The 21,800-nt window shown below is 65.5% G+C and carries 25 protein-coding genes; 19 read left to right on the forward strand and 6 right to left on the reverse strand.

Going from position 1 to position 21,800, the window contains the following annotated elements; genetic code table 11:
- The first annotated feature begins 3 nt into the window (after positions 1-3).
- Entirely contained in the window at positions 4-651 is a 648-nt protein-coding gene (locus ACFQU0_RS06050) for a Rossmann-fold NAD(P)-binding domain-containing protein (RefSeq protein WP_382199265.1), read from the forward strand.
- On the opposite strand, the gene ACFQU0_RS06055 is transcribed toward ACFQU0_RS06050, so the two are convergent.
- From ACFQU0_RS06055 to purM, 4 genes are all read right to left on the reverse strand, one after another.
- On the reverse strand, positions 645-1,622 hold the full coding sequence (locus ACFQU0_RS06055; protein WP_382199266.1) for a GlxA family transcriptional regulator: 978 nt from the start codon (positions 1,620-1,622) through the stop codon (positions 645-647). The genes ACFQU0_RS06050 and ACFQU0_RS06055 overlap by 7 nt on opposite strands.
- Positions 1,619-2,236 carry a DJ-1/PfpI family protein gene (locus ACFQU0_RS06060; RefSeq protein WP_382199267.1) on the reverse strand — a complete coding sequence of 206 codons (618 nt, stop codon included), beginning with the start codon at positions 2,234-2,236 and terminating at the stop codon, positions 1,619-1,621. Before ACFQU0_RS06060 ends, ACFQU0_RS06055 begins: the two co-directional genes overlap by 4 nt.
- On the reverse strand, positions 2,233-2,790 hold the full coding sequence (locus ACFQU0_RS06065; protein ID WP_382199268.1) for a cysteine hydrolase family protein: 558 nt from the start codon (positions 2,788-2,790) through the stop codon (positions 2,233-2,235). Before ACFQU0_RS06065 ends, ACFQU0_RS06060 begins: the two co-directional genes overlap by 4 nt.
- Positions 2,791-2,884: 94 nt before the next feature.
- Positions 2,885-3,916, reverse strand: a complete 1,032-nt coding sequence (gene purM / locus ACFQU0_RS06070; protein WP_382199269.1) for a phosphoribosylformylglycinamidine cyclo-ligase — start codon at positions 3,914-3,916, stop codon at positions 2,885-2,887.
- 98 nt (positions 3,917-4,014) lie between these two features.
- Between purM and ACFQU0_RS06075 the strand changes: the two genes are divergently transcribed.
- The 6 genes from ACFQU0_RS06075 to ACFQU0_RS06100 are packed head-to-tail and all read left to right on the forward strand — an operon-like array spanning position 4,015 to position 9,274.
- Positions 4,015-5,082, forward strand: a complete 1,068-nt coding sequence (locus ACFQU0_RS06075) for an AI-2E family transporter (protein WP_382199270.1) — start codon at positions 4,015-4,017, stop codon at positions 5,080-5,082.
- Positions 5,079-5,765, forward strand: a complete 687-nt coding sequence (hda, locus tag ACFQU0_RS06080; protein WP_382199271.1) for a DnaA regulatory inactivator Hda — start codon at positions 5,079-5,081, stop codon at positions 5,763-5,765. Before ACFQU0_RS06075 ends, hda begins: the two co-directional genes overlap by 4 nt.
- Positions 5,762-6,445: a histidinol-phosphatase gene (locus ACFQU0_RS06085; protein WP_382199272.1), complete on the forward strand. Its 684-nt coding sequence runs from the start codon at positions 5,762-5,764 to the stop codon at positions 6,443-6,445. The genes hda and ACFQU0_RS06085 overlap by 4 nt, the downstream gene beginning before the upstream one ends.
- Positions 6,426-8,048 carry a polynucleotide adenylyltransferase PcnB gene (gene pcnB / locus ACFQU0_RS06090; RefSeq protein WP_382199273.1) on the forward strand — a complete coding sequence of 541 codons (1,623 nt, stop codon included), beginning with the start codon at positions 6,426-6,428 and terminating at the stop codon, positions 8,046-8,048. Before ACFQU0_RS06085 ends, pcnB begins: the two co-directional genes overlap by 20 nt.
- Positions 8,049-8,051: 3 nt before the next feature.
- Entirely contained in the window at positions 8,052-8,519 is a 468-nt protein-coding gene (gene folK / locus ACFQU0_RS06095) for a 2-amino-4-hydroxy-6-hydroxymethyldihydropteridine diphosphokinase (protein WP_382199274.1), read from the forward strand.
- Complete coding sequence (locus tag ACFQU0_RS06100; RefSeq protein WP_382199275.1) at positions 8,516-9,274, forward strand: hypothetical protein; 759 nt, start codon at positions 8,516-8,518, stop codon at positions 9,272-9,274. The genes folK and ACFQU0_RS06100 overlap by 4 nt, the downstream gene beginning before the upstream one ends.
- Positions 9,275-9,277: 3 nt before the next feature.
- Here the strand turns inward: ACFQU0_RS06100 and pdxH are convergent, their stop codons facing one another.
- Positions 9,278-9,913, reverse strand: coding sequence for a pyridoxamine 5'-phosphate oxidase (pdxH, locus tag ACFQU0_RS06105; protein ID WP_382199276.1), 636 nt, complete (start codon positions 9,911-9,913; stop codon positions 9,278-9,280).
- Positions 9,910-10,512, reverse strand: coding sequence for a gamma-glutamylcyclotransferase (locus tag ACFQU0_RS06110; RefSeq protein WP_382199277.1), 603 nt, complete (start codon positions 10,510-10,512; stop codon positions 9,910-9,912). The genes pdxH and ACFQU0_RS06110 overlap by 4 nt, the downstream gene beginning before the upstream one ends.
- 51 nt (positions 10,513-10,563) lie before the next feature.
- Between ACFQU0_RS06110 and ACFQU0_RS06115 the strand changes: the two genes are divergently transcribed.
- The 12 genes from ACFQU0_RS06115 (at position 10,564) to ACFQU0_RS06170 (ending at position 21,468) form a co-directional block, all read left to right on the forward strand.
- On the forward strand, positions 10,564-11,115 hold the full coding sequence (locus tag ACFQU0_RS06115; RefSeq protein WP_382199278.1) for a YceD family protein: 552 nt from the start codon (positions 10,564-10,566) through the stop codon (positions 11,113-11,115).
- A 119-nt stretch (positions 11,116-11,234) separates the two neighbouring features.
- Positions 11,235-11,417: a 50S ribosomal protein L32 gene (gene rpmF, locus ACFQU0_RS06120; RefSeq protein WP_009518787.1), complete on the forward strand. Its 183-nt coding sequence runs from the start codon at positions 11,235-11,237 to the stop codon at positions 11,415-11,417.
- Positions 11,418-11,512: 95 nt separating this feature from the next.
- Positions 11,513-12,559 carry a phosphate acyltransferase PlsX gene (gene plsX, locus ACFQU0_RS06125; protein WP_382199279.1) on the forward strand — a complete coding sequence of 349 codons (1,047 nt, stop codon included), beginning with the start codon at positions 11,513-11,515 and terminating at the stop codon, positions 12,557-12,559.
- A complete protein-coding gene (locus tag ACFQU0_RS06130) occupies positions 12,560-13,537 on the forward strand; it encodes a beta-ketoacyl-ACP synthase III (protein ID WP_382199280.1) in 978 nt (325 codons plus the stop codon). It begins immediately after the preceding gene.
- 61 nt (positions 13,538-13,598) lie between these two features.
- Entirely contained in the window at positions 13,599-14,549 is a 951-nt protein-coding gene (gene fabD, locus ACFQU0_RS06135; RefSeq protein WP_382199281.1) for an ACP S-malonyltransferase, read from the forward strand.
- Positions 14,546-15,295, forward strand: a complete 750-nt coding sequence (fabG, locus tag ACFQU0_RS06140; RefSeq protein WP_382199282.1) for a 3-oxoacyl-ACP reductase FabG — start codon at positions 14,546-14,548, stop codon at positions 15,293-15,295. Before fabD ends, fabG begins: the two co-directional genes overlap by 4 nt.
- 117 nt (positions 15,296-15,412) lie before the next feature.
- Positions 15,413-15,652, forward strand: a complete 240-nt coding sequence (gene acpP, locus ACFQU0_RS06145) for an acyl carrier protein (protein WP_382199283.1) — start codon at positions 15,413-15,415, stop codon at positions 15,650-15,652.
- A gap of 6 nt (positions 15,653-15,658) precedes the next feature.
- Entirely contained in the window at positions 15,659-16,903 is a 1,245-nt protein-coding gene (gene fabF, locus ACFQU0_RS06150; protein ID WP_382199284.1) for a beta-ketoacyl-ACP synthase II, read from the forward strand.
- A gap of 553 nt (positions 16,904-17,456) precedes the next feature.
- On the forward strand, positions 17,457-18,098 hold the full coding sequence (gene rpoE / locus ACFQU0_RS06155; RefSeq protein WP_382199285.1) for an RNA polymerase sigma factor RpoE: 642 nt from the start codon (positions 17,457-17,459) through the stop codon (positions 18,096-18,098).
- Positions 18,099-18,137: 39 nt separating this feature from the next.
- Positions 18,138-18,830 (forward strand): sigma-E factor negative regulatory protein, encoded by a 693-nt coding sequence (locus ACFQU0_RS06160; RefSeq protein WP_382199286.1) that lies wholly within the window; start codon positions 18,138-18,140, stop codon positions 18,828-18,830.
- Positions 18,827-19,867: a MucB/RseB C-terminal domain-containing protein gene (locus ACFQU0_RS06165; protein WP_382199287.1), complete on the forward strand. Its 1,041-nt coding sequence runs from the start codon at positions 18,827-18,829 to the stop codon at positions 19,865-19,867. The genes ACFQU0_RS06160 and ACFQU0_RS06165 overlap by 4 nt, the downstream gene beginning before the upstream one ends.
- Positions 19,868-19,968: 101 nt before the next feature.
- The gene (locus ACFQU0_RS06170; RefSeq protein ID WP_382199288.1) at positions 19,969-21,468 is read left to right on the forward strand and encodes a Do family serine endopeptidase; all 1,500 of its coding nucleotides are present in this window, start codon (positions 19,969-19,971) and stop codon (positions 21,466-21,468) included.
- Positions 21,469-21,800 lie beyond the last annotated feature (332 nt).

Below are 21,800 nucleotides of genomic sequence, written 5' to 3' on the forward strand. Positions count from 1 at the left end.
CCATTGACCGGCAAAACGCTGCTGATCGCTGGCGCCACGGGTTTGGTGGGCTCGCACGCGCTGCGCCTGGCGCTGGCCGATGCACGGGTTGAGCGTGTGGTCGCACCCACCCGACGCCCGCTGCCTGCCCACCCCAAACTGCTCAACCCCATCGAAGACTTCGCTCACCTGCCACCCGTGGCACCGTGGTGGCGGGTGGACGGTGTGGTGTGCGCGCTGGGCACCACCATGGCCAAGGCCGGCTCAAAGACCGCGTTTGAGGCGGTGGACTACGACATGCCGCTGGCCGTGGCGCGGCTGGCACTGCGCCACGGCGCGCAGGCCTTTGCGCTCAATTCCGCATTGGGTGCCAACCCCGATGCGCGGGTGTTTTATTCGCGCGTCAAGGGCGAGCTGGAGCAGTCGCTGCGGAACATGAAAAACCCCGGCTACGCTTCGCTGACCTTTGTGCGCCCCGGCTTGATTGGTGGCGAGCGGCCTGAGCAGCGGCGCGGCGAAAGCCTGGCCATCGCCGCCACCCGCCTGCTGTCGCCTCTGTTGCCCCGGCGCTACCGGCTGGTGCCGGCCGAGCGCATCGCGCACCACCTGGTGGAAGCTGCCTTGGCGGCCACGCCGGGCGTGACGGTGCTGGCGTCAGAACAGCTTCATTGACCGGCCGTTGATGGCGTGCCGCGTTTGCCCTGCTGGCGCCACGCACGGCGCAGTTGGGTATCGGAAGCAAATCCCGCCAGGGCGGCCGATTGTGTGACGTTGCGGCCCGCGATCAAGGCCGCCTCAGCCACCGCCAGCCGGATGTCGCGCAGGTACTGCAAGGGCGTGATGCCGGTGTGGGCGGCAAACACCCGGCTCAGGTGGCGCGGTGATGTGTGGGCCACGTCCGCCATGTCGCTCAGCGTCCAGTCGTTTTGTGGCGCGCCGCTGATAGCGTCCTGCACCCGGTGCAACGCAGCGTGCAGGTGGTTGCGGTGGCGCAGAAAGGGCGAAAGCTCGGGGTCGCCCGGCCCGCGCCGCAAGGCCACCACCATGCTTTGCGCCACCTGGGCCGCGATGGCCGGCCCGCATACCCTGGCGATATGGTGCAAGAAGAGGTCGATGCCGGTGGTGACACCGGCGCTGCTGCTGACCGCGCCGTCCAGCACGAAGACCCGGTTGGACACCACCTCGCAGCGTGGCGCCACCCCCTGGAGTTCCTCCAGGTGGTGGTGGTGGGTGGTGGCACGGCGTCCGTCGAGCAGCCCCGCGTGGGCCGCCAGCACCGCGCCGGCGCACACGGTCAACAATTCCAGCTGACCGGTCTGCAGACGGTGGCCACGTAGCCAGTGCAACAGTTCGGGCACGCCGGGGCTGCACGGGTTTATGGTGGTGCCAGGCTGGCCCAGCAGCACCAGCCATGCTGGTTGGGGCAGGGCGGCGGGCAGGGGCTGTATGCAGCTGATGGTGGCGCCGACCGAACTCACGGCTTCCGCCACGGGACCGATGAAATGGGGCGCGAAGGCTTCGGGCTGGCCACTGGCTACCAGGCAGCGGTTGGCTATGCGCAGCGCCTCCGCCGGGCCGGCCCAGTCCAGTATCAGGCTGTCCGGGAGCAGCACAAAATACACCGGGATCGGCGTTGGTGTCACGCGCGCGTCCAGCTGAAATCCATTTGCCGAGCGGTGCGCTCGGCCAGTGCCATGCCAACGAGCCGGGCCACCAGATGCAAGCTCATGTCTATGCCGGCGCTGATGCCGCCCGAGGTAACAACGGGGCCCTGATCGACCCAGCGCACACCCGTGCGCACCTGCAGCATGGGGAAACGTCGGCCCAGGTCATCGGCGTCCTCCCAGTGGGTGGTAACAGGGCCATGTGTGAGCACGCCGCTGGTCGCCAGCACGAATGCACCTGTGCAAACCGAGGCGGTCATCATCGCGCCGCCGGCGGTCTGCCTCACCCAGTGCCGCGTATCGGGGCAAACCATCACCGCGTCCACCACGCCGCCGGGCACCACCAGCACGTCGGTGGAGGGTGCGTCGGCGAAGCTGTGGGTGGGCAGCAGCACCATGCCGGCGCGAGCGCGCACCGGCCGGTGTTCGTGTGCCACGCAGTGCACCGCGAAGGGCGGTGGCGCATCGGGAGTCTCTCGCAGTTGCATGCGGCTGGCGGTGGTGAAAACCTCGTAAGGCCCGGCCAGATCCAGGGCCTCGACCTCGTCAAACGCCAGTATCGCCACCTGCAGCGTGCGCGCGGGTGGGCTCATGACAAAACCTCGCAGGCCTGTTCGACGCTGGCAATGCGAGCGAAGCGGTCCTTGAGCACGGTGGCGGTGCGGCTGCGGATGTCGGCGGCCAGCAGTGGGCGCCCATCGGGCTGCTGCATGTCGAAGGTCAGGGTGGCATCCACCACAAAATCGACCGTGAAACCCAGGTCGGATGCGTGGCGGGTGGTGGTCTCGCAGCACTGTTCGGTGCGTATGCCACTCACCACCAGGCGCTGAATGCCCTGCTGGTGCAACCACACCTCCAGCCCGGTGCCCACCAGCGCGCTGTGACGCGACTTGTGAAAGGTCGCCGCCGCGTCAAACGGTGCCAGGCCGTCGAGCGGGCGCACCTCGCCGGATTCAAGTGCAAAGGCGTTGTCGGGGCTGCGTGGCCCGTCGACGTGGAAGATGCGCACGATGTGCGTGCGCGCGGTCTGGGCCGCAACGATCAAGGCGTTCTGCGCCGTCAGGTAGGCGGGCAGGTCGTGTTCGGTGAAGTAGGGTCGGCGGCGAAACGATTCTTGGACATCGATCACCAAAAGACAGGTTTTCATGGCAGCAACTCCGGTGTGAAGATGGCTGCATTGTTCGCCGTGGCAGCGGCCTTGTCCGGCCCTGGGGCGGACAAGTACCGATCAAATCAGGACATCAAGCCACGACCACGGCGGCGCCTTCGCCACGCGGGGCAATTTGGCCAATTTCATACACCGTCTCGCCCTGGGCGCGCAGGGTGGCCGCGCAGGCAGCGGCTTCTTCGGCGGCAATCACCACGGCCATGCCGATGCCGTTGTTGAAGGTGCGGTTCATCTCGATGTCGTCGATGCCGGCCACCTTCTGCAACCAGGCGAACAGCTCGGTCTGGGGCCAGCTGCCCTTTTTCAAATGGGCGGCGGTGCCTTCGGGCAACACGCGGGGGATGTTCTCCAGCAGGCCACCGCCGGTGATGTGTGCCAGGGCCTTGATGGGGTGCTGGGCCAGCGCTGCCAGCACCGGCTTGACGTACAGGCGGGTGGGGGCCATCACGGCGTCGCGGAAGGGTTGGCCGTCCAGCGTGGCGGGCAGGTTGGCACCAGCACGCTCAATGCATTTGCGCACCAGCGAAAAACCATTGGAGTGCACACCGTGCGAGGCCAGGCCCAGCACCACGTCGCCGGGCTTCACGTCTTTGCCGGTCAGGATTTTGGATTTTTCGACCGCACCGACGCAGAAGCCCGCCAGGTCGTATTCGCCGGCGGGGTACATGCCGGGCATCTCGGCGGTTTCACCGCCGATGAGGGCGCAGCCGCTCAGCTCGCAGCCCTTGGCGATGCCACCCACCACGGCGGCGGCGGTGTCCACGTCGAGCCTGCCGCAGGCGAAGTAGTCGAGGAAAAACAGCGGCTCGGCGCCTTGCACCAGCACGTCGTTGACGCTCATGCCCACCAGGTCAATTCCCACGGTGTCGTGTTTGTTCCATTCAAACGCCAGCTTGAGCTTGGTGCCCACGCCGTCGGTGCCGCTCACCAGCACCGGCTCTTGGTAGCGCTTGGGCACTTCAAACAGAGCGCCAAAACCGCCGATGCCGGCCAGCACGCCTTCGCGCATGGTTTTTTTGGCCAGGGGCTTGATGCGCTCGACCAGGGCATCGCCAGCGTCGATGTCCACGCCAGCGTCTTTGTAGGAGAGGGGGGTGTTGCTCATGGAAGTGCCAGTGGAATGGCTGTAAGGGCGGGAGCGCGCAGGAGCGCCAGCCAGGGCCGATAAAATTTGACTGATTTTACGGTCCCCCGTTTCACACCATGCAATTTTCCCCCGCCCAGATTCGTGCCGCCACCTGGCTGGGCATGGGATTGTTGGCCTGGCTGCTGCTGGCGGCCTTGTCGCCTGTGCTGATGCCTTTTGTGCTGGCCGCCGTGCTGGCTTATGCGCTGCATCCCTGGGTGGAGCGCATGGCTGCGCGCCGTGTGCCGCGCTGGTTGGGCGCAGGGCTGGCCATCACGGTGCTGATGCTGGTGATGCTGGCCGTGGCATTGCTCATTGTGCCGGTGGTGAGCAAGCAGGTGCCGCTGTTGCGCGAGCAGGTGCCGGCGCTGCTGGAACACCTCAACCTCTGGTTGACCCCGCTGGCCGCACGGTTTGGGCTGGATTTGCAGATCGACGTCAACCTGGTGCGCGACACCTTGCGCAAGCTGGTGTCGGGCCACGAAAGCGAGCTGATCGATGGCCTTTTGTCCTCGCTGCGCATTGGCGGCAGCGCCGTGCTGGCCATCGTCGGCAACTTCACCCTCATGCCCATCGTCGCCTATTACCTGCTGCTGGATTGGGATGGCATGGTTGGGCGCGTCAAGGCCCTGGTGCCACCGCGCTGGCTGGAGCCGACGCAGCGCTTTCTGGACGAGACCGACGCCGTGCTCGGCCAGTACCTGCGTGGCCAGTTGCTGGTCATGGGCATCCTGGCCGTCTTCTACACCGTGGCGCTGGCCCTGTGTGGCCTCAAGCTGGCGCTGCCCATCGGCGTCTTCACCGGCTTGGCGGTGTTTGTGCCCTACCTGGGTTTTGGCCTGGGCCTGGTGCTGGCCCTGCTGGCGGCACTCTTGCAGTTCCAGAGCCTCACCGCCGTGGCCCTTGTGGGCGCGGTCTACGCCATCGGCCAGGTGGTGGAAAGCATGTACCTCACCCCCCGCCTGTTGGGTGAGCGCATCGGCTTGCACCCCATCGCCGTGATTTTTGCCTTGTTGGCCTTTGGTCACCTGCTGGGTTTTGTGGGGGTGTTGATTGCTCTGCCCGCCAGCGCGGTTTTGCTGGTGGCGCTGCGCCGGCTGCAGACGCTGTACGTGGGCAGCGATTTGTACCAGGACGGCAAATGAAACAACTCGCCCTGGACATTGGCTTGGCGCCCCTGCCTTCGCTGGACAACTTTGCGTCGCACGGCAACGAGGCCGCGCTGGACCACCTGCACCTGTGGGTGCACAACCCGCTGCGTTCGCCCGTGCCCACGCTGCTCTGGGGCCCACCGGGCTGTGGCAAGACCCATTTGTTGCAGGCCGTTCGCCTGGCCTTGCTGGGGCAGGGCACCGCCGTCGGTTGGCTGGACGCCTCCATCGCCGACCCCCCTGCCTTCGATGAGCGCTGGGGCGCCGTGCTGATGGACGATTGCCACCTGTTCACCGCCGCGCAGCAGGCGGCGGCCTTCAACTGGTTCGTCAACGCCCAGACGCCCCATGCCGGCCAGGCCCGCTGGGTGCTGGCCACGTCTGACCGCCCGCCGGCCGACCTGCAACTGCGTGAGGATCTCCGTACACGGCTCGGCTGGGGCCATGTGTTCCAATTGCAGGGTTTGGCCGAGGCCGAGCGCCGCGCGGTGTTGCGCCGCGCCGCCGACGAACGGGGCGTTTTTCTGGGCGACGAGGTCATGGATTTCATGCTCAACCGCTTCTCGCGCGACCTGGGCAGCCTCATGGCCCTGCTCGACGAACTGGACGCCTACGCGCTGCGCACCCAACGCGCCATCACCATCCCGCTGATCAAGGCGATGCTTGAGAACGAATGAGACTTGCACTGTTTGACCTGGACCACACGCTGATCCCGCTGGATTCGGACCACGCGTGGGGCCAATTCACCGTGGCTCAGGGCTGGCGTGACGCCGAGGCCTTCGGTCGCACCAACGACGCCTTTTACGCCCAGTACAAGGCCGGCACGCTGGACATCGCCGAGTACATCCGCTTTGCCACCGAAGTCATCCGCGAGCTGGGGCCGGAGCGGGCCGCCGCCGCCCATGCCGACTTCATGCGCGAGATGGTGTTGCCCCACATCCAGCCCCAGGCCCTGCAACTGGTGCGCCACCACCAAGCCGCGGGCGACACGGTGGTCATCGTCACCGCGACCAACGAGTTCGTCACCCGTCCCATCGCCGATGCGTTTGGCGTGGCCGAGCTGATCGCCATCCGGCTGGTGCGCGATGCCGCCGGCAACCCCACCGGCGAGATTGTCGGCACACCATCCTTCCGCGAAGGCAAGGTGGTGCGCGTGGCCGAGTGGCTGGCACAACGCGGCCTGGGATGGGCCGACGTGAGCCACAGCACCTTTTACAGCGACTCTATCAACGACCTGGCCATGCTCGAACACGTGCACGCGCCGGTGGCTGCCAACCCCGACGAGCGCCTGCTGGCCATTGCGCAAGCGCGTGGCTGGCGCATACTGAACCTCTTCCATGATCAAGAAATTCATTGACAAGCTGCTGGGCAAGTCCAGCCCTGCCGCGTCCCGCTTTGGCAAACGCGAAGACGTGCCGGTGTCGGTGCATGGCATCGACCCCACGCTGGTGGACCAGCGCGCGCTCGACGTGGTGGAGACACTGCAACGCGGTGGCTACCAAGCCTACATCGTGGGTGGCGCGGTGCGCGACCTGCTGCTGGGCCTCAAGCCCAAGGACTTCGACGTCGCCACCGATGCCACGCCCGAGCAGGTCAAGGGGCTGTTCCGCCGCGCCTTCATCATCGGGCGGCGCTTTCGCATCGTGCACGTGGTGTTCGGTCGGGGCCGGCAAGACCGGGGCTTGAGCGAGGTGATCGAGGTCTCGACCTTTCGCGCCCACCTGGACAGCGCCGACGCTGAGCAGGTGAGCGGCAACGAACGCACCAGCAAAAACGCCCTGGCTGGTATGACCCACGCGGTCGATGCCAGCGGACGCGTGCTGCGCGACAACGTGTGGGGCCCGATCGAACACGACGCCGCGCGCCGCGACTTCAGCATCAACGCCATGTACTACGACCCGCAGACGCAGGTGGTGGTCGATTTCCACCACGGCATCCGCGACGCCAAGAAGCGCGTGCTGCGCATGATTGGCGATCCGGCCACCCGCTACCGCGAAGATCCGGTGCGCATCATCCGCGCCGTGCGTTTTGGCGCCAAGCTCTCGGCCTTGGGCTTCAAGTTCGACGCCAAAACGCGTGAGCCGCTGCAGTCCTCGCGCAGCCTGCTGGCCGACGTGCCGCAGAGCCGCCTGTTCGACGAGATGCTCAAGCTGCTGCAGACCGGCCACGCGCTCGCCAGCGTGGAACAGCTCAAGGCCACGGGCCTGGCCACCGGCATCTACCCGCTGCTGGACGTGGTGGTGCAACGCGCCGATGAGCCCTTCGTGAAGTTGGCCCTGCAGGACACCGACCGCCGCGTGGGTGAAAACAAACCCGTGGCGCCCAGCTTTTTGTTGGCCTGCGTGTTGTGGGCCGATGTGCGTGCCGGTTGGGACAAGCGCCAGGCCAATGGCGAGCAAGCCTTTGCCGCCTTGCAGGATGCGGTGGACGATGCCTTCAACGCCCGCATCGGCGACGTGTCGGGCCGGGGCAAACTGGGCACCGACATGCGCGAGATCTGGACCATGCAGCCGCGCTTTGACCGCCGCACGGGCTCCTCGGTGTTTTCGCTGGTGGAGCAGCCGCGTTTTCGCGCCGGTTTCGACTTTTTGCGCCTCCGTGCGCAGACCGGCGAGGTGGATGAAGAGTTGGCCCACTGGTGGGAAACCTTCAGCACCGCCAGCGACGCCGTGCGTCGCGACATGGTGGATGCTGTGCGCCAGGAGCAGCAGAAACAAAAAGGCGGCGCCAAGGCCACCAGGGTGCGCCGTGTGCCTGCCGCCGCGCCAGCATCTGCGCCAGAGCAAGATCCGCGCTTCCGGGAGGTCCAGGCTGACGACGAAGACACACCGGACGCTGCCACACCGCCGTTGGACGCTGCCGGCGGCGGCTCACCCGTGCGCAAACGCCGCCACCGTCGCCGCAAGCCCGGTGGTGGCGAAGGTGGGGCCGCCCCCACGCCAGAAGGCGGTGGCGACTGAGCCATGACGGTTGTGCCCGTGTCCGCCTTTGTGGCCCTGGGCGCCAACCTGGGCGATGCGGCCGCCACCGTGCGCCAGGCCATCACCGACCTGGGGACCTTGCCACAGACGCGCCTGGTGCGAGCCTCTCGCCTGTACCGCAGCGCTCCCTGGGAGGCGAGCGGGCCCGATTTCTTCAACGCCGTGACCGAAGTGGCGACCTTGCTGGACGCACATGCGTTGCTGGCGGCCTTGCACGGGCTGGAGCAGGCCGCCGGCCGCGAGCGGCCCTATCTGAATGCGCCCCGCACACTGGACCTGGACCTGCTGCTGTACGGCGATGACCACATCGCCACCCCCTCATTGACCGTGCCACATCCCCGCATGGATCAACGCGCATTTGTGTTGCGACCGCTGGCCGAAATTGCCCCCGACAAGGTGAGCGCCACCGCCTTGGCGGCCGTGGCCGCGCAAGACGCGAGGCCGCTATGAGTCCCGCCCGCCACCTGCGTTGTGTTGCGCTGGTGTGGGCGTGGATGTGGGCATGGGTGCTGGTGGGTTGTGCCGCCACGCCAGCGCCCAAGGGTGAGGTGACCTCCGCGCCCACCACGGCCGCCGAGTTGGGCCAGTCCGACGTCAACCGCATGGCCACCCTGGGCATGCGGGCCAACCTCGACAGCCTGATGAGCCTGGCCGACAAGCTCTACCGCCGCAACCCGCGTGAATGGCGCAAGGGCGGGGCCACGGGACGCGAGGAAGCGTTGCAGCGTTTGCGGGTGGCGATCGAACAGCGCCAGCCGTGGCCGGCCTTGCAAGGCCGGCGCGACATCGCCGCTTTGGCCTTGGCTTTGTCACCCGATTTCGCGGCCGACCGTGTGGCGGCCTTCATCGCCGCCACCGCCGACATGGTCATCGTGGCGCACGGTGGCAAGACCGAGTTCTACCTGATCGACAGCCTGGACGCCCAGAGCCTGTACAACGCCGCGCGCAATGTGGAAATTGCCGTGTGGATGCTGGCACAGCGCCGCGATGCCAGTGGCCAGCCCCTGTTGCTGGCCGACGAAATCGGAGCCCAGACGCGCAACCTGAGTTTTGAGCGCGAGTTTGGCAAGGTCGTGGCGCGTTTGGACCTGCTCGCCGCCGTGTCGGCCGAAAAGTACCGCCGCGCGGTGGTGAGTTACGTGCAAAACCTGTTGGGTGGCACGCTGTTGCAGTTTTTGCCTGTGCGTGCCGTGGTCGCGCCTTGATGTTCAGGGCGCCAGGCGCTCACGGTGCCAGCCTCCGCCTGCTTGGGGTGTGTAGCGCAGCCGGTCATGGAGGCGGCTTTTTCGGCCTTGCCAGAACTGCCACTGTTCGGGCTTGAGCCGGTAGCCGCCCCAATGTGGCGGGCGGGGCGGATGCAAAAGGAACTTGGCGCCGAACTTGGCCGCGTTGGCCACCAGCACGCCGCGGCCCTCAATCACCTCGCTCTGTGGGCTGGCCCAGGCGCCGATGCGGCTGTCCAGCGGGCGGCTGTGGAAGTAAGCGTCGCTTTCTTCGTCGCTGACCTTCTCCACCACCCCTTCAATACGCACCACCCGCTCCAGCTCCACCCAGTGGAACTGCAAGGCCGCAAAGGGGTTGCCGGCCAGTTCGCGGCCCTTGCGGCTCTCATAGTTGGTGTACCAGACGATGCCACGTTCGTCATAGCCCTTGATCAGCACCACGCGCGTGCTCGGGCGCAGGTCGCTGCCCACCGTGGCCAGTGTCATGGCGTTGGGTTCGGGTACCTGGCCCTGAATGGCCTGCTGCAGCCACAGGTCAAACTGTTTCAGCGGGTCGGCAAGGGAATCGGTTTCGCTGAGCTCGGCCTTTTCGTAGCTCTTGCGCAAATCGGCGATGTTCATGGGGTGTGGTGGTGTGAGGGATGGGGGGCCGCGAGTGCCACCACACGCTCCAGTTCGGCATCCTGGATGCCGATGGCGCGCAGGTGGTCGCAGGTCAGGCGGGCGTAGTCGAGTGTGCTGCCATAACGCCCACGCGAGCGGGCAAAAATCTCGCGGTAGCGGGCGTCAGTCAGGCGGCCGGTGTAGTTGGGGCTGTGGCGCGACAGCGTGAAGGACAGTGCACTGACCGGTCCTTGTGGCGTTAGGCAGGGCAGCCATTTTGGGTCGTACACCGGGTTGGGCATTTCGCGTTGCCACAGCTGGGGCAACATGTCCGGCACGTGGTCGGCCTGGATGCGCAAGGCCATGCCCCGGCAACTGCCGCCGCTGATGAGGGCGAGCACCAGGCCAGGCCGTTCGGGTGTGCCCCGGTTCACCCGGCTCCACATTTGCAACGCGCGGTGGTGGCCATGCACGCGGGCAGGGCGTTTTTCGGCCACCTCGAATTCGGTTTTCCAGATCAGTGAGCCGTAGGCAAACAGCCAGAGGTCGTCACCTTGCGCGCGCCATTCATCGAAGGTGCGTTGCAGCATGGTCGCGGCGCAGCGGATGGTGGTCATGGGGTGGCAACTAAAATGTCAGACAGTTCTTTCAAGCATACCCGCGAGCGCATGGCCACACGACCCCTTCCCGATAGCCTTGATTTGCGCCACCTGGCGCAGTCGGGGGACACCCTGGCGGGCGAAGACGCATTGGCCTTGTTCCCGCGCCTGGTGGCCGAAGCCGCCGACACCGAACCGCGCCTGGTGCGCTGGGCCGCGCAAGCCGAATGGCGGCGTGCCGTGGCCGCACCGGGTACGGTTGCGCAACAGGCGCCGGTGTTGTGGCTGCACGTGAGCGCTTCCACCGAGTTGCCGGTGGTGTGCCAGCGTTGCCTCACGCCCGTGGTTGAGGCGCTGGCGGTGGACCGCTGGTTCCGCTTTGTCGCCGACGAAGCGACCGCCGACGCCGAAGACGAGGACAGCGAAGAGGACGTGCTGGTGTTCCAGCCGGCGTTCAACCTGCGCGAACTGGTCGAGGACGAACTCATCATGGCCCAGCCGCTGGTGCCCATGCACGAGGTCTGCCCGACCGTGCTGCCGACCTCCGCAGGCCCTGCGTTGGAGGACGCACCCGCCAAGCCCAACCCCTTTGCGGTGCTACAGCAGATCAAGAAGGGCTGACCCTTGCTGGTCACTCGTCTCAGATGAGGCTATAATGCGTGATTTGGCGCCGGCCACGGCTTGAGTGGTATGTATGGTTTTGGCGCATTTCACTCACCTTATTTTTCCAGGAGCCAACCATGGCCGTTCAGCAAAACAAAAAGTCGCCCTCCAAGCGCGGTATGCACCGTTCGCACAACGCCCTGACCACCCCGGGCACGGCCGTTGAGCCCACCACCGGTGAAGTGCACCTGCGCCACCACATCAGCCCCAACGGTTTCTACCGTGGTCGCCAGGTGCTGAAAAACAAGTCCGAGGCCTGATCGCGCGTCCGCGCTTATCGGTTTCACGGCTTTTTCAGCCCAATCAAGGCCCGGCGCTACGCCATCAGTAGCCTCGGGCCTTTTTGTTTGCACGCATGATCACCCTTGCCGTTGACTGCATGGGCGGCGACCACGGTCCCGCCATCACCTTGCCGGCCTGTCGGCGCCTGTTGGAGCGCCATGCCGACGTGCACCTGCTGCTGGTGGGTTTGCCCGAGGCTTTGAAGGGCTTTGTGCACGAGCGTGCCACCGTGGTGCCCGCCAGCGAGGTGGTGGCGATGGACGACCCGGTCGAGGTGGCGCTGCGCCGCAAGAAGGACTCGTCGATGCGGGTGGCGATACAGCAGGTCAAAGATGGCCGCGCCCAGGCGGTGTTATCTGCCGGCAACACGGGGGCTTTGATGGCGATTGCGCGCTATCTGCTCAAAACCCTCGACGGTATCGACCGCCCCGCGATTGCCTATCCCATGCCCAATGCCTTGGGTGGCTCGACCACGGTGCTCGATTTGGGCGCCAATGTGGACTGCACCGAACAGCACCTGCTGGAGTTCGCTGTCATGGGCTCGGCCCTCGATTCGGTGCTCAAGAACAAACCGCAGCCCACCGTGGGCCTGCTCAACATCGGCTCCGAAGCCATCAAGGGCAACGAAGTCATCAAGAAGGCCGGCGAGCTGCTGCGCAGCGCCGCAGACGCGGGCGACCTGAACTTCATCGGCAACGTTGAGGGCAACGACATCTTCAAGGGCACGGCCGATATCGTGGTCTGCGACGGATTTGTGGGCAACGTCGCCCTCAAGGCCAGCGAAGGCCTGGCGTCGATGATCGCTGCCTTCCTCAAACAAGAGTTCTCTCGCAACATCTTCACCAAAATGGCAGCTGTTGTTGCTTATCCGGTGTTATCTGCTTTCAAAAAACGCGCCGACTACCGCCGTTACAACGGCGCGGCCTTGTTGGGCCTGCGCGGGCTGGTGTTCAAGAGCCATGGCTCGGCCGATCCCTTTGCTTTTGAACAGGCCTTGAACCGGGCGTATGATGCGGCCCGCAACCACCTGCTGGAACGTGTGCAGGCCCGCATTGCGCACGCCGCGCCTTTGTTGACCGGCGCCAGCGCTGTGCCCGTCTCCGCGGCCACCCCAGATTAAATGAGCGCTTTTTCTCGCATCACCGGCACCGGCAGCTACTTGCCGCCGCGCCGCGTCACCAATGCCGACCTCGCGGCCGAGTTGGCCACCCGGGGTCTGGAAACGTCAGACGAATGGATTGTGGAACGCACCGGCATCCGGGCGCGCCACTTTGCTGCGCCCGACGTGTGCAGCAGCGACCTGGGCGCCGAAGCGGCCCGTCGCGCGATCGATGCCGCCGGCTTGCAGCCGCAGGACATCGATCTCATCATCGTCGCCACGTCCACGCCGGACATGGTGTTCCCCTCCACGGCCGCCATCCTGCAGCACAAGCTGGGCATCGCAGGCTGCCCGGTGTTTGACGTGCAGGCGGTGTGCAGCGGTTTTGTCTACGCGCTGACCGTGGCCGACGCCATGATCCGCACCGGCACCGCCCACAAGGCGCTGGTGATCGGCGCCGAGGTGTTCAGCCGCATCCTCGATTTCAACGACCGCACCACCTGCGTGCTGTTTGGCGATGGTGCTGGCGCTGTGGTGCTGGAGGCCAGCGACACGCCGGGCATTCTTGCCACCGATTTGCACGCCGACGGCAAACACGTGGGCATTCTGTGTGTGCCGGGCACGGTGTCGGGTGGTCAGGTGTTGGGCGATCCGACCCTCAAGATGGACGGACAGGCGGTGTTCAAGCTGGCCGTGGGCGTGCTGGAAGACGCTGCCCGGGCCACGCTGGCCAAAGCGGGTTTGCAGGACACCGACATCGACTGGCTGATCCCGCACCAGGCCAACATCCGCATCATGACCAGCACCGCGCGCAAGCTCAAGCTGCCCATGAACAAGGTGGTGGTCACGGTCGATCAGCACGGCAACACGTCGGCTGCCTCCATTCCGCTGGCCCTGGACCACGCGGTGCGCGCCGGGCAGGTCCAGAAAGGCCAAAAACTCATGCTCGAAGGTGTGGGCGGTGGCTTCACCTGGGGTGCGGTGCTGCTCACGTTCTGAGCGCGAACCCCGGTTTTGATTCATTCAGTGTGTGGGCGTCTGCCCACCCGAGGTTGATGTCATGAAATCCTTTGCTTTTGTATTTCCCGGCCAGGGCTCCCAGTCCGTGGGCATGCTGGACGCCTGGGGCGACCACCCCGTGGTGCTCGAAACCCTGAAAGAGGCGTCTGATGCTTTGGGTGAGGACGTGGGCCGCCTGATCCACGAAGGCCCCAAAGAGGCCCTGGCCCTGACCACCAACACCCAGCCGGTGATGCTGGTGGCGGCCGTGGCCGCGTGGCGTGTCTGGCGTGCCGAGGGCGGGGCCTTGCCTGCGGCCGTGGCTGGTCACTCGTTGGGTGAGTATTCGGCGCTGGTGGCGTCTGGCGTGTTGACCCTCGCTCAGGCGGCGCCGCTGGTGCGCTTTCGCGCGGCCGCCATGCAAGAGGCCGTGCCGGTGGGCACCGGCGCCATGGCCGCCATCCTGGGCATGGATGCGGCCAAGGTCATCGCCGGCTGTGCCGAGGCGCAGGCCACGTTTGGCGCAGGCAGTGCCGAGGTGGTGGAGGCGGTGAACTTCAACGACGCCGCCCAGACCGTGATCGCCGGCAGCAAGGCCGCCGTTGAAAAGGCCTGCGAGGTGCTCAAGGCCAACGGGGCCAAACGGGCGTTGCCCTTGCCGGTGTCCGCGCCGTTCCACTCCAGCCTCATGAAGCCGGCAGCCGACAAGCTCAAAGTCAAGTTGGCCGATACCGTGTTTGCGGCCGCGCAGATCCCCTTGGTCAACAATATCGATGTGACGGTGGAAACCGACTCGGACCGCATCCGCGACGCCTTGTACCGCCAGGCTTTTGGTCCGGTGCGCTGGGTCGAGTGTGTTCAGGCCATCAAAGCACGTGGCATCAGCACGCTGGTGGAATGTGGCCCTGGCAAGGTGCTCGCGGGCATGACCAAGCGCATCGACGCCGAACTGACCGGCGCCGCGTTGTTCGATCCGGCCACGCTGGCCGACGTGAAGGAGTTGCTGGCATGAGCGAGATCAAGTTCGAAGGCCAGGTGGCCCTGGTCACGGGTGCCTCGCGTGGCATTGGCGCGGCGATTGCGCTGCAACTGGCCCAGCAAGGCCTCAAGGTCATTGGTACCGCCACCAGCGACGACGGTGCGGCCAAGATCAGCGCGGCCCTGTCGGCGCACGCCGGTTGCCGTGGCGCCAAGCTCGACGTCAACAACGCGGCCGATGGCGAAGCCCTGGTGGACGCCATCGTGAAAGAACATGGCGGCTTGCAGGTGCTGGTGAACAACGCCGGCATCACCCGGGACATGTTGGCCATGCGCCTGAAGGACGACGACTGGGACGCGGTGCTGGACACCAACCTCAAGGCCGTGTTCCGCATGAGCCGTGCCGTCATCCGACCCATGATGAAGCAGCGCTATGGCCGCATCATCGCGATCACCAGTGTGGTGGGTGCTTCGGGCAACCCGGGGCAGGCCAACTACGCGGCCGCCAAAGCCGGTGTGGCCGGCATGACCCGCGCCCTGGCGCGTGAGCTCGGCAGCCGCAACATCACCGTCAACTGCGTGGCGCCCGGTTTCATCGAGACCGACATGACCGCCAGCCTGGCCGAAGAACAGCAAAAGGCGCTGCTCGGCCAGATTCCCCTGGGCCACCTGGGCAAGCCGGCCGACATCGCACACGCGGTGTCCTTCCTGGCCTCGCCCCAGGCGGCCTACATCACGGGTCAAGAACTGCACGTCAACGGCGGCATGTTCATGGCCTGAAACCGTTCTCAAACGTCGTTTGAATCCGCCCGGCGGGTCGGCAGGGGCACTTTTAGGTGCGATACCCTAGCCCGGCTAAAATGGCGGCCTTCAATCCAACCACCCTTTGAGGGACTTATGAGCGATATCGAAGCACGTGTGAAGAAAATCATTGCCGAGCAACTCGGCGTGGAGGAAAGCCAGGTCACCAACGAAAAAGCCTTCGTGGCCGATCTGGGCGCTGACTCGCTCGATACCGTGGAACTGGTGATGGCGCTGGAAGACGAATTCGGCATCGAGATCCCCGACGAAGACGCGGAGAAGATCACCACGGTGCAAAACGCCATCGACTACGCAGTCAACCACCAGAAGGCTTGATTTGGCATGACCAGACGCCGTGTTGTCGTGACCGGTCTGGGCTGCGTGAGTCCCGTGGGCAACACGGTGGACGAAGCCTGGGCCAACCTGCTCGCCGGTCGCTCCGGCATTGACCTGGTCACCAAATTCGATGCCTCCAACTTCGCCTGCAAAATTGCGGGTGAGGTCAAGAATTTTCCGCTCGAGTCCTACATCGGCGCCAAAGAGGCGCGGAGCATGGACACCTTCATCCACTACGGCATCGCCGCTGCGGCCCAGGCCGTGGCCGACGCCGGGTTGAAGGTGGGCGACGCGCTCGATGGCGATGCCGCCGAGCGCATTGGCTGTGTGATCGGTTCGGGCATTGGCGGTTTGCCAATGATCGAAGAGACCCACGCCGAACTGACCAACCGGGGGCCCCGGCGCATTTCGCCGTTTTTTGTCCCAGCGTCCATCTCCAACATGATCGCCGGTCATGTGTCGATGCGCTTTGGTTTCAAAGGCCCCAACCTGGCCATCGTGACCGCCTGCACCACCGGCCTGCATTGCATCGGTGAAGCTGGCCGGCTGATCGAATACGGTGACGCCGACGTGGTGGTGGCGGGCGGCTCCGAAGCCACCGTGTCACCCCTGGGCATTGGCGGTTTTGCCGCCATGCGTGCGCTCTCCACCCGCAACGACGACCCCGCCACCGCATCCCGCCCTTGGGACAAGGACCGCGATGGTTTTGTGCTGGGCGAAGGTGCGGGTGTGTTGGTGCTCGAAGAGTACGAACACGCCAAGGCGCGTGGCGCCAAGATTTACGCCGAACTGGCGGGTTTTGGCATGAGCGCCGATGCGGGCCACATGACCGCACCCAACATGGACGGCCCACGCCGCGCCATGGTGCTGGCCTTGCGCAACGCCGGCATCAACGCCGATCAGATCGACTACCTGAACGCGCACGGCACGTCCACCCCGCTGGGGGACGTGAACGAAACCAATGCGATCAAGGCCGCGCTGGGTGAGCACGCCAAGAAGACGGTGGTCAACTCGACCAAGTCCATGACCGGCCACCTGCTGGGTGGCGCGGGTGGCATCGAATCGGTGTTCACCGTGTTGGCGCTGCACCACCAGAAGAGCCCGCCGACCATCAACATCTTCAACCAGGACCCCGAGTGCGACCTGGACTACTGCGCCAACACCGCGCGCGACCTGAAGATCGATGTGGCGATGAAAAACAACTTCGGTTTTGGCGGCACCAACGGCACGCTGATCTTCAAGCGCGTCTGAGCCACCTTTGCTGAATGCCGGGCACGCCCCGCTACCACGCCCCGCCGGTGTCTTACCCGGTGGGGCGTTGTTTTTGGGAGGGTGGCGTGCTGCTGGGTTTGTGTTTGTTGTTGCTGGGCACACTGCTCACCGCCGCGACCGTGGGGGCTGATCCACGCGAACACCCTGCCGCGGCACGTTTTCTGGTTTTGGGCTTGCTCGGCTGGTGTTTGGCAGCGGCTTTGGCTTTTCGGCATTGGCGACGGAGCCCCCAGGGACAGCTGCGCTGGGTCCGAGGCCAGTGGACGTGGTCGGCGGACGGCGCGAACGACGCCCACCTCCTGTCTGCGATTGAGCTGGCTTGGGATGGCCAGACACTGCTCTTGTTGCGACTGCATGCCCCTTCTGCGGTGCCGCGTTGGGTTTGGCTGGAACGCCAGCGCGATGTGGCGCGTTGGGATGACCTGCGCCGTGCGGTGTGGGCATGCCAACGGGAATCAAACGCAGGCACTTGATACCGCGCGTCCGGCTCGGTCTGACCCATGGGGTATATTTCGCGGCCACTCCAGCGACCATGAACCCCGACGACCACATCTCACCGCCTGCACCCGATAGCGACGTTTTGCTGGTCCAGCGTACCCTGGCGGGCGAGGAGCGGGCTTTCGAGATGCTGGTCATCAAATACCAACGACGCATCGAGCGCCTGATCGGGCGCATGGTGCGCGACGTGGACCTGGTGCCCGACATTGCCCAGGAAACCTTCATCCGTGCCTACCGGGCCCTGTCACAGTTCCGAGGTGACGCCCAGTTCTACACTTGGCTTTACCGCATCGCGGTCAACACCGCCAAGAAGCAACTGCTGGAACTGAAACGCGACCCGGTGATCCTGATGTCGTCCATGAAATCGGCGGACGACGATGAAACTTCCGGCGCCGATCTGGAACCAACGCAGCAGATTGCCGATGCCGAGACGCCCGAGGCCGTGTTGGCCAGCAAGGAAATTGCTGCCGCCGTGAATGCCGCCATGGAGGCCTTGCCCACGGAGCTGTGCCAAGCCATCACCTTGCGTGAGATCGATGGTTTGAGCTACGAGGAAATTGCCGTGGCGCTGGACTGTCCGATCGGAACCGTGCGCTCGCGGATTTTCCGTGCCCGCGAAGCGATTTCGGCCCGCATCAAGCCCTTGCTGGAAAACCAGTCCGGCAAGCGCTGGTGACGCATTGGCATCGACGACGTTTTTTTTGTGAGTGTGACCATGAACCGCCCAACGACTCCAGCCCACGTTCCTTTTGGCGCGGCGAACCCGCCGGTCGCCGATGGGTCTGTGCACGAACAGCTGTCGGCGCTCGTCGATGGTGAAGTCGATGCCGGTGCCGCAGCGGCGCTGTGGCGCGACGATGGCGGCGTGGTTTGCGCCACCTGGGCGCGTTACCAGGTGATTGGGGAGGCCTTGCGTGGCGCGCCCGCTCAGGCCGCCGACGCTGAGCGTGTGTCAGCCATCATGCAGCGGGTGCGTCAGGAGCGCGCCGCCACCACGCCAGCACCGGTGGCGGTATCGGTAGCGGTGGCCCCCACCCGCGCCGAAGCCGCCAACGACGCCGTGTTCCGCTGGAAGATGCTCGCGGGTTTCGCTTCTTTGGCCGCTGTGGTGGCCGTGGCCTGGAACATGTCGGGTGCCGGGGGTGCCGGGGGTGCCGGGGGTGCCAGTGATGCCGCCGGGCCTCAGCTGGCGCAGGCACCGGTGCTGACCGCGCCTGTGGCGGCAGCCCCTGCGGCGCCGGTGGTGGCACCGGTGATGGTGGCCGGTGAACAAGGCCCCGTGCTGCGCGATCCGCGCCTTGAAGAGTTGATGGCAGCCCACCGCCAGGCGGGTGGCATGTCTGCGTTGCAGATGCCGGCCGGCTTCCTGCGCAACGCCGCCTTTGACTTGCCGGAAGGGCAGCGATGAGCCGCGTGGGTGATTGCCGTGTGTTGGCGCGTGGCCTGGGCCGCCCGATGGCAGGCCTTGCCTTGTGGGTCGCGCTGGCGGCCTCGGGCGCCATGGCCCAGACACCCGGTGCCGCATCCGGCGGCACGGCCGCGCCGCCCAGCCTGAACCAGTGGTTGGACCGCCTGCAGGACGCATCCCGCCGCCGGGCCTACATTGGCACCTTTGTGGTCTCCGCCGGCACCACCATGTCGGCTTCGAAGATCTGGCATGTGTGCGATGGCACACAACAGATGGAGCGCATTGATTCGCTCACCGGCACCGCGCGCACGACCTTGCGCAAGAACGACGAGGTGCTCACCCTGGTGCCCGAATCGCGCGTGGCTTGGGCTGAAAAACGCGAGGCGCTGCGCCCCTTCCCCGACCAGATCAAAACGCCTGGCAATGCCATTGAGGAGCACTACACGCTGCGCCTGCTGGGTGTGGAGCGTGTGGCCGGTTTTGACGCCGACGTGTTGCACATCCAGCCACGCGATGCGCTGCGATTTGGCTACCGCGTGTGGTCTGAAAAGCAGACCGGCCTGACGGTCAAGATGCAGACGCTGGACGGACAGGGTCAAGTGATCGAGCAGATGGTGTTCTCCGAGTTGCAGCTGGACGCGCCGGTGAAGATGGACACCCTCAGCAAGCTGATGGCCAAAACGCAGGGCTACAAAATCCTGCGGCCTCAGCTCAACAAGACCACACCTGAGGCCCAGGGCTGGCGGCTGCGCCAGGATGTTCCGGGCTTTCAGGGCATGAGCAGTCACACGCGCGGCGACCCGGCAGCGCCCGCCGGCAGCCTGCCCATGCAATGGGTGTTTTCCGATGGCCTGAGTTCGGTGTCGTTGTTTGTGGAGCCCTTTGATGCGCAGCGGCACCGCCGTGAAGGCGCTTCGTCCATGGGTGCCACCCATTCACTCACGGTCCGACTGGGTCAGCATTGGTTGACCGCCATGGGTGAGGTGCCGCCGGCCACGCTGCGCGAATTTGCGCAGTCGCTGGAACGTCTGCGCTGAACCCGGATCACAACCGACACGCGGGGCTCGGTGCTCTGCGGGGTTGAAGAATCGGCCCCATTCCCCATTTTGTGGAAGCCGTTCGTTTAGGAAGGACAAGCATGCAAATTCACACCCACCGCCCCTGGGGGAAACGCCTCGCGGCGGTTGCCCTTGTGACCTCGTTGTCGGTTGCGGCCACGGTTGCGCTGATGCCACTCAAGCCGCTGGCGGCCCAGAGTGTGGGCGCCGTACCGTCTGTGCGGGGCTTGCCGGACTTCACCGATCTGGTGGATGCGGTCGGACCTTCTGTGGTCAATATCCGCACCGTCGAGAAGGTGCGTGGGGGTGCGCGGCCTAGCGGTCAGGAAGAGCAGATGCTCGAGTTCTTCCGCCGCTTTGGTATTCCGCTTCCGCCGGGCGTGACGCCGCGTGGCCCGCGTGCCGAGCGCGATGGCGAGGAGGCCGAACGTCCGCGTGGTGTGGGCTCCGGTTTTGCGCTTACCGCCGACGGGTTCATCATGACCAACGCCCACGTGGTGGACGGTGCCGATGAGGTCATCGTGACCTTGCCGGACAAGCGCGAGTTCAAGGCCCGCATCGTCGGGACCGACAAGCGCACCGACGTGGCCGTGGTCAAGATCGAGGCCACCGGACTCAACGCGGTGAAGATTGGCGATGTCTCCCGCTTGCGTGTGGGCGAGTGGGTGATGGCCATCGGCTCGCCGTTTGGGCTGGAGAACACCGTCACCGCCGGCATCGTGAGTGCCAAGCAGCGCGACACGGGTGACTACCTGCCTTTCATCCAGACCGATGTCGCCATCAACCCCGGCAACTCGGGCGGCCCGCTGATCAACATGCGTGGCGAAGTGGTGGGCATCAACAGCCAGATCTACTCGCGCTCGGGTGGGTTCCAGGGCATTTCCTTTGCCATCCCCATCGACGAGGCGGTGCGCGTGTCTGACCAGTTGCGCAGCAGTGGGCGTGTCACGCGTGGGCGCATTGGTGTGGGCATCGATCAGGTCAGCAAGGAAGTGGCCGAGTCCATCGGCCTGGGCAAGCCTGAGGGCGCCTTGGTGCGCAGCGTGGAGCCCGATTCGCCAGCGGCCAAGGCTGGTATCGAACCGGGTGACATCATCGTGCGCTTTGACGGCAAGGCGATCGAAAAGTCGGTGGATCTGCCGCGCCTGGTGGGCAACACCAAGCCGGGTGCGCGCAGCACCGTCACGGTCTTCCGCCGCGGCAGCACCAAAGATCTGACCATCACCATCGGTGAGGTCGAGCCAGAGCGTGTGGCCCAACGTCCCGAGAGCAAAGACACCAAACCGCCTGCCACCAGCCTGGTCAAGTCTTTGGGCCTGAGTCTGAGCGAGCTGACCGATGCAGCCAAGGCCGAGCTCAAACTCAGCGGCGGCGTGCGAATCGATGGCGCCGAGGGCGCCGCTGCGCGTGCCGGACTGCGCGAGGGCGACGTGATTCTGGCCGTGGCCAACACCGAGGTCAAAGGGCTCAAGGAGTTTGAAGCCGTGGTGGCCAAGGCCGACAAGTCGCGCCCCATCAACGTGTTGTTCCGCCGTGGCGAATGGGCGCAGTACGCGGTGATCCGCCCAGCCACCCGTTGATGCCCGTGTGACGCGGCGGTGAAAAGCCCACCTCGCTGGTGGGCTTTTTGCCCTCTGTTGGCTTTTCGCACGGCGCCGGGCACTCACTTGGGTTGCGGTCCCTTTGTGTGAGTAAACGCCCACTTTTTTCGATTGTGACCTGAACCGGTAAAATCCCGGTCAAACGCCATCGATTGCTGGCGTGTCGTGCGGGGACGGTTCGCGATGCGAAAGGGCTGACGAGTTGCTCACAGGTCTGACAGCGCGTGAGCGAATATCATGTGATTAACCTGTGGATAATTGGGCGTTGTCACCTGGCAACAGGCGCGCCTCTCGATGGTCCCGGCGGTGTG

The organism is Hydrogenophaga defluvii (assembly GCF_042665235.1).
GTDB lineage: Bacteria > Pseudomonadota > Gammaproteobacteria > Burkholderiales > Burkholderiaceae_C > Hydrogenophaga > Hydrogenophaga defluvii_A.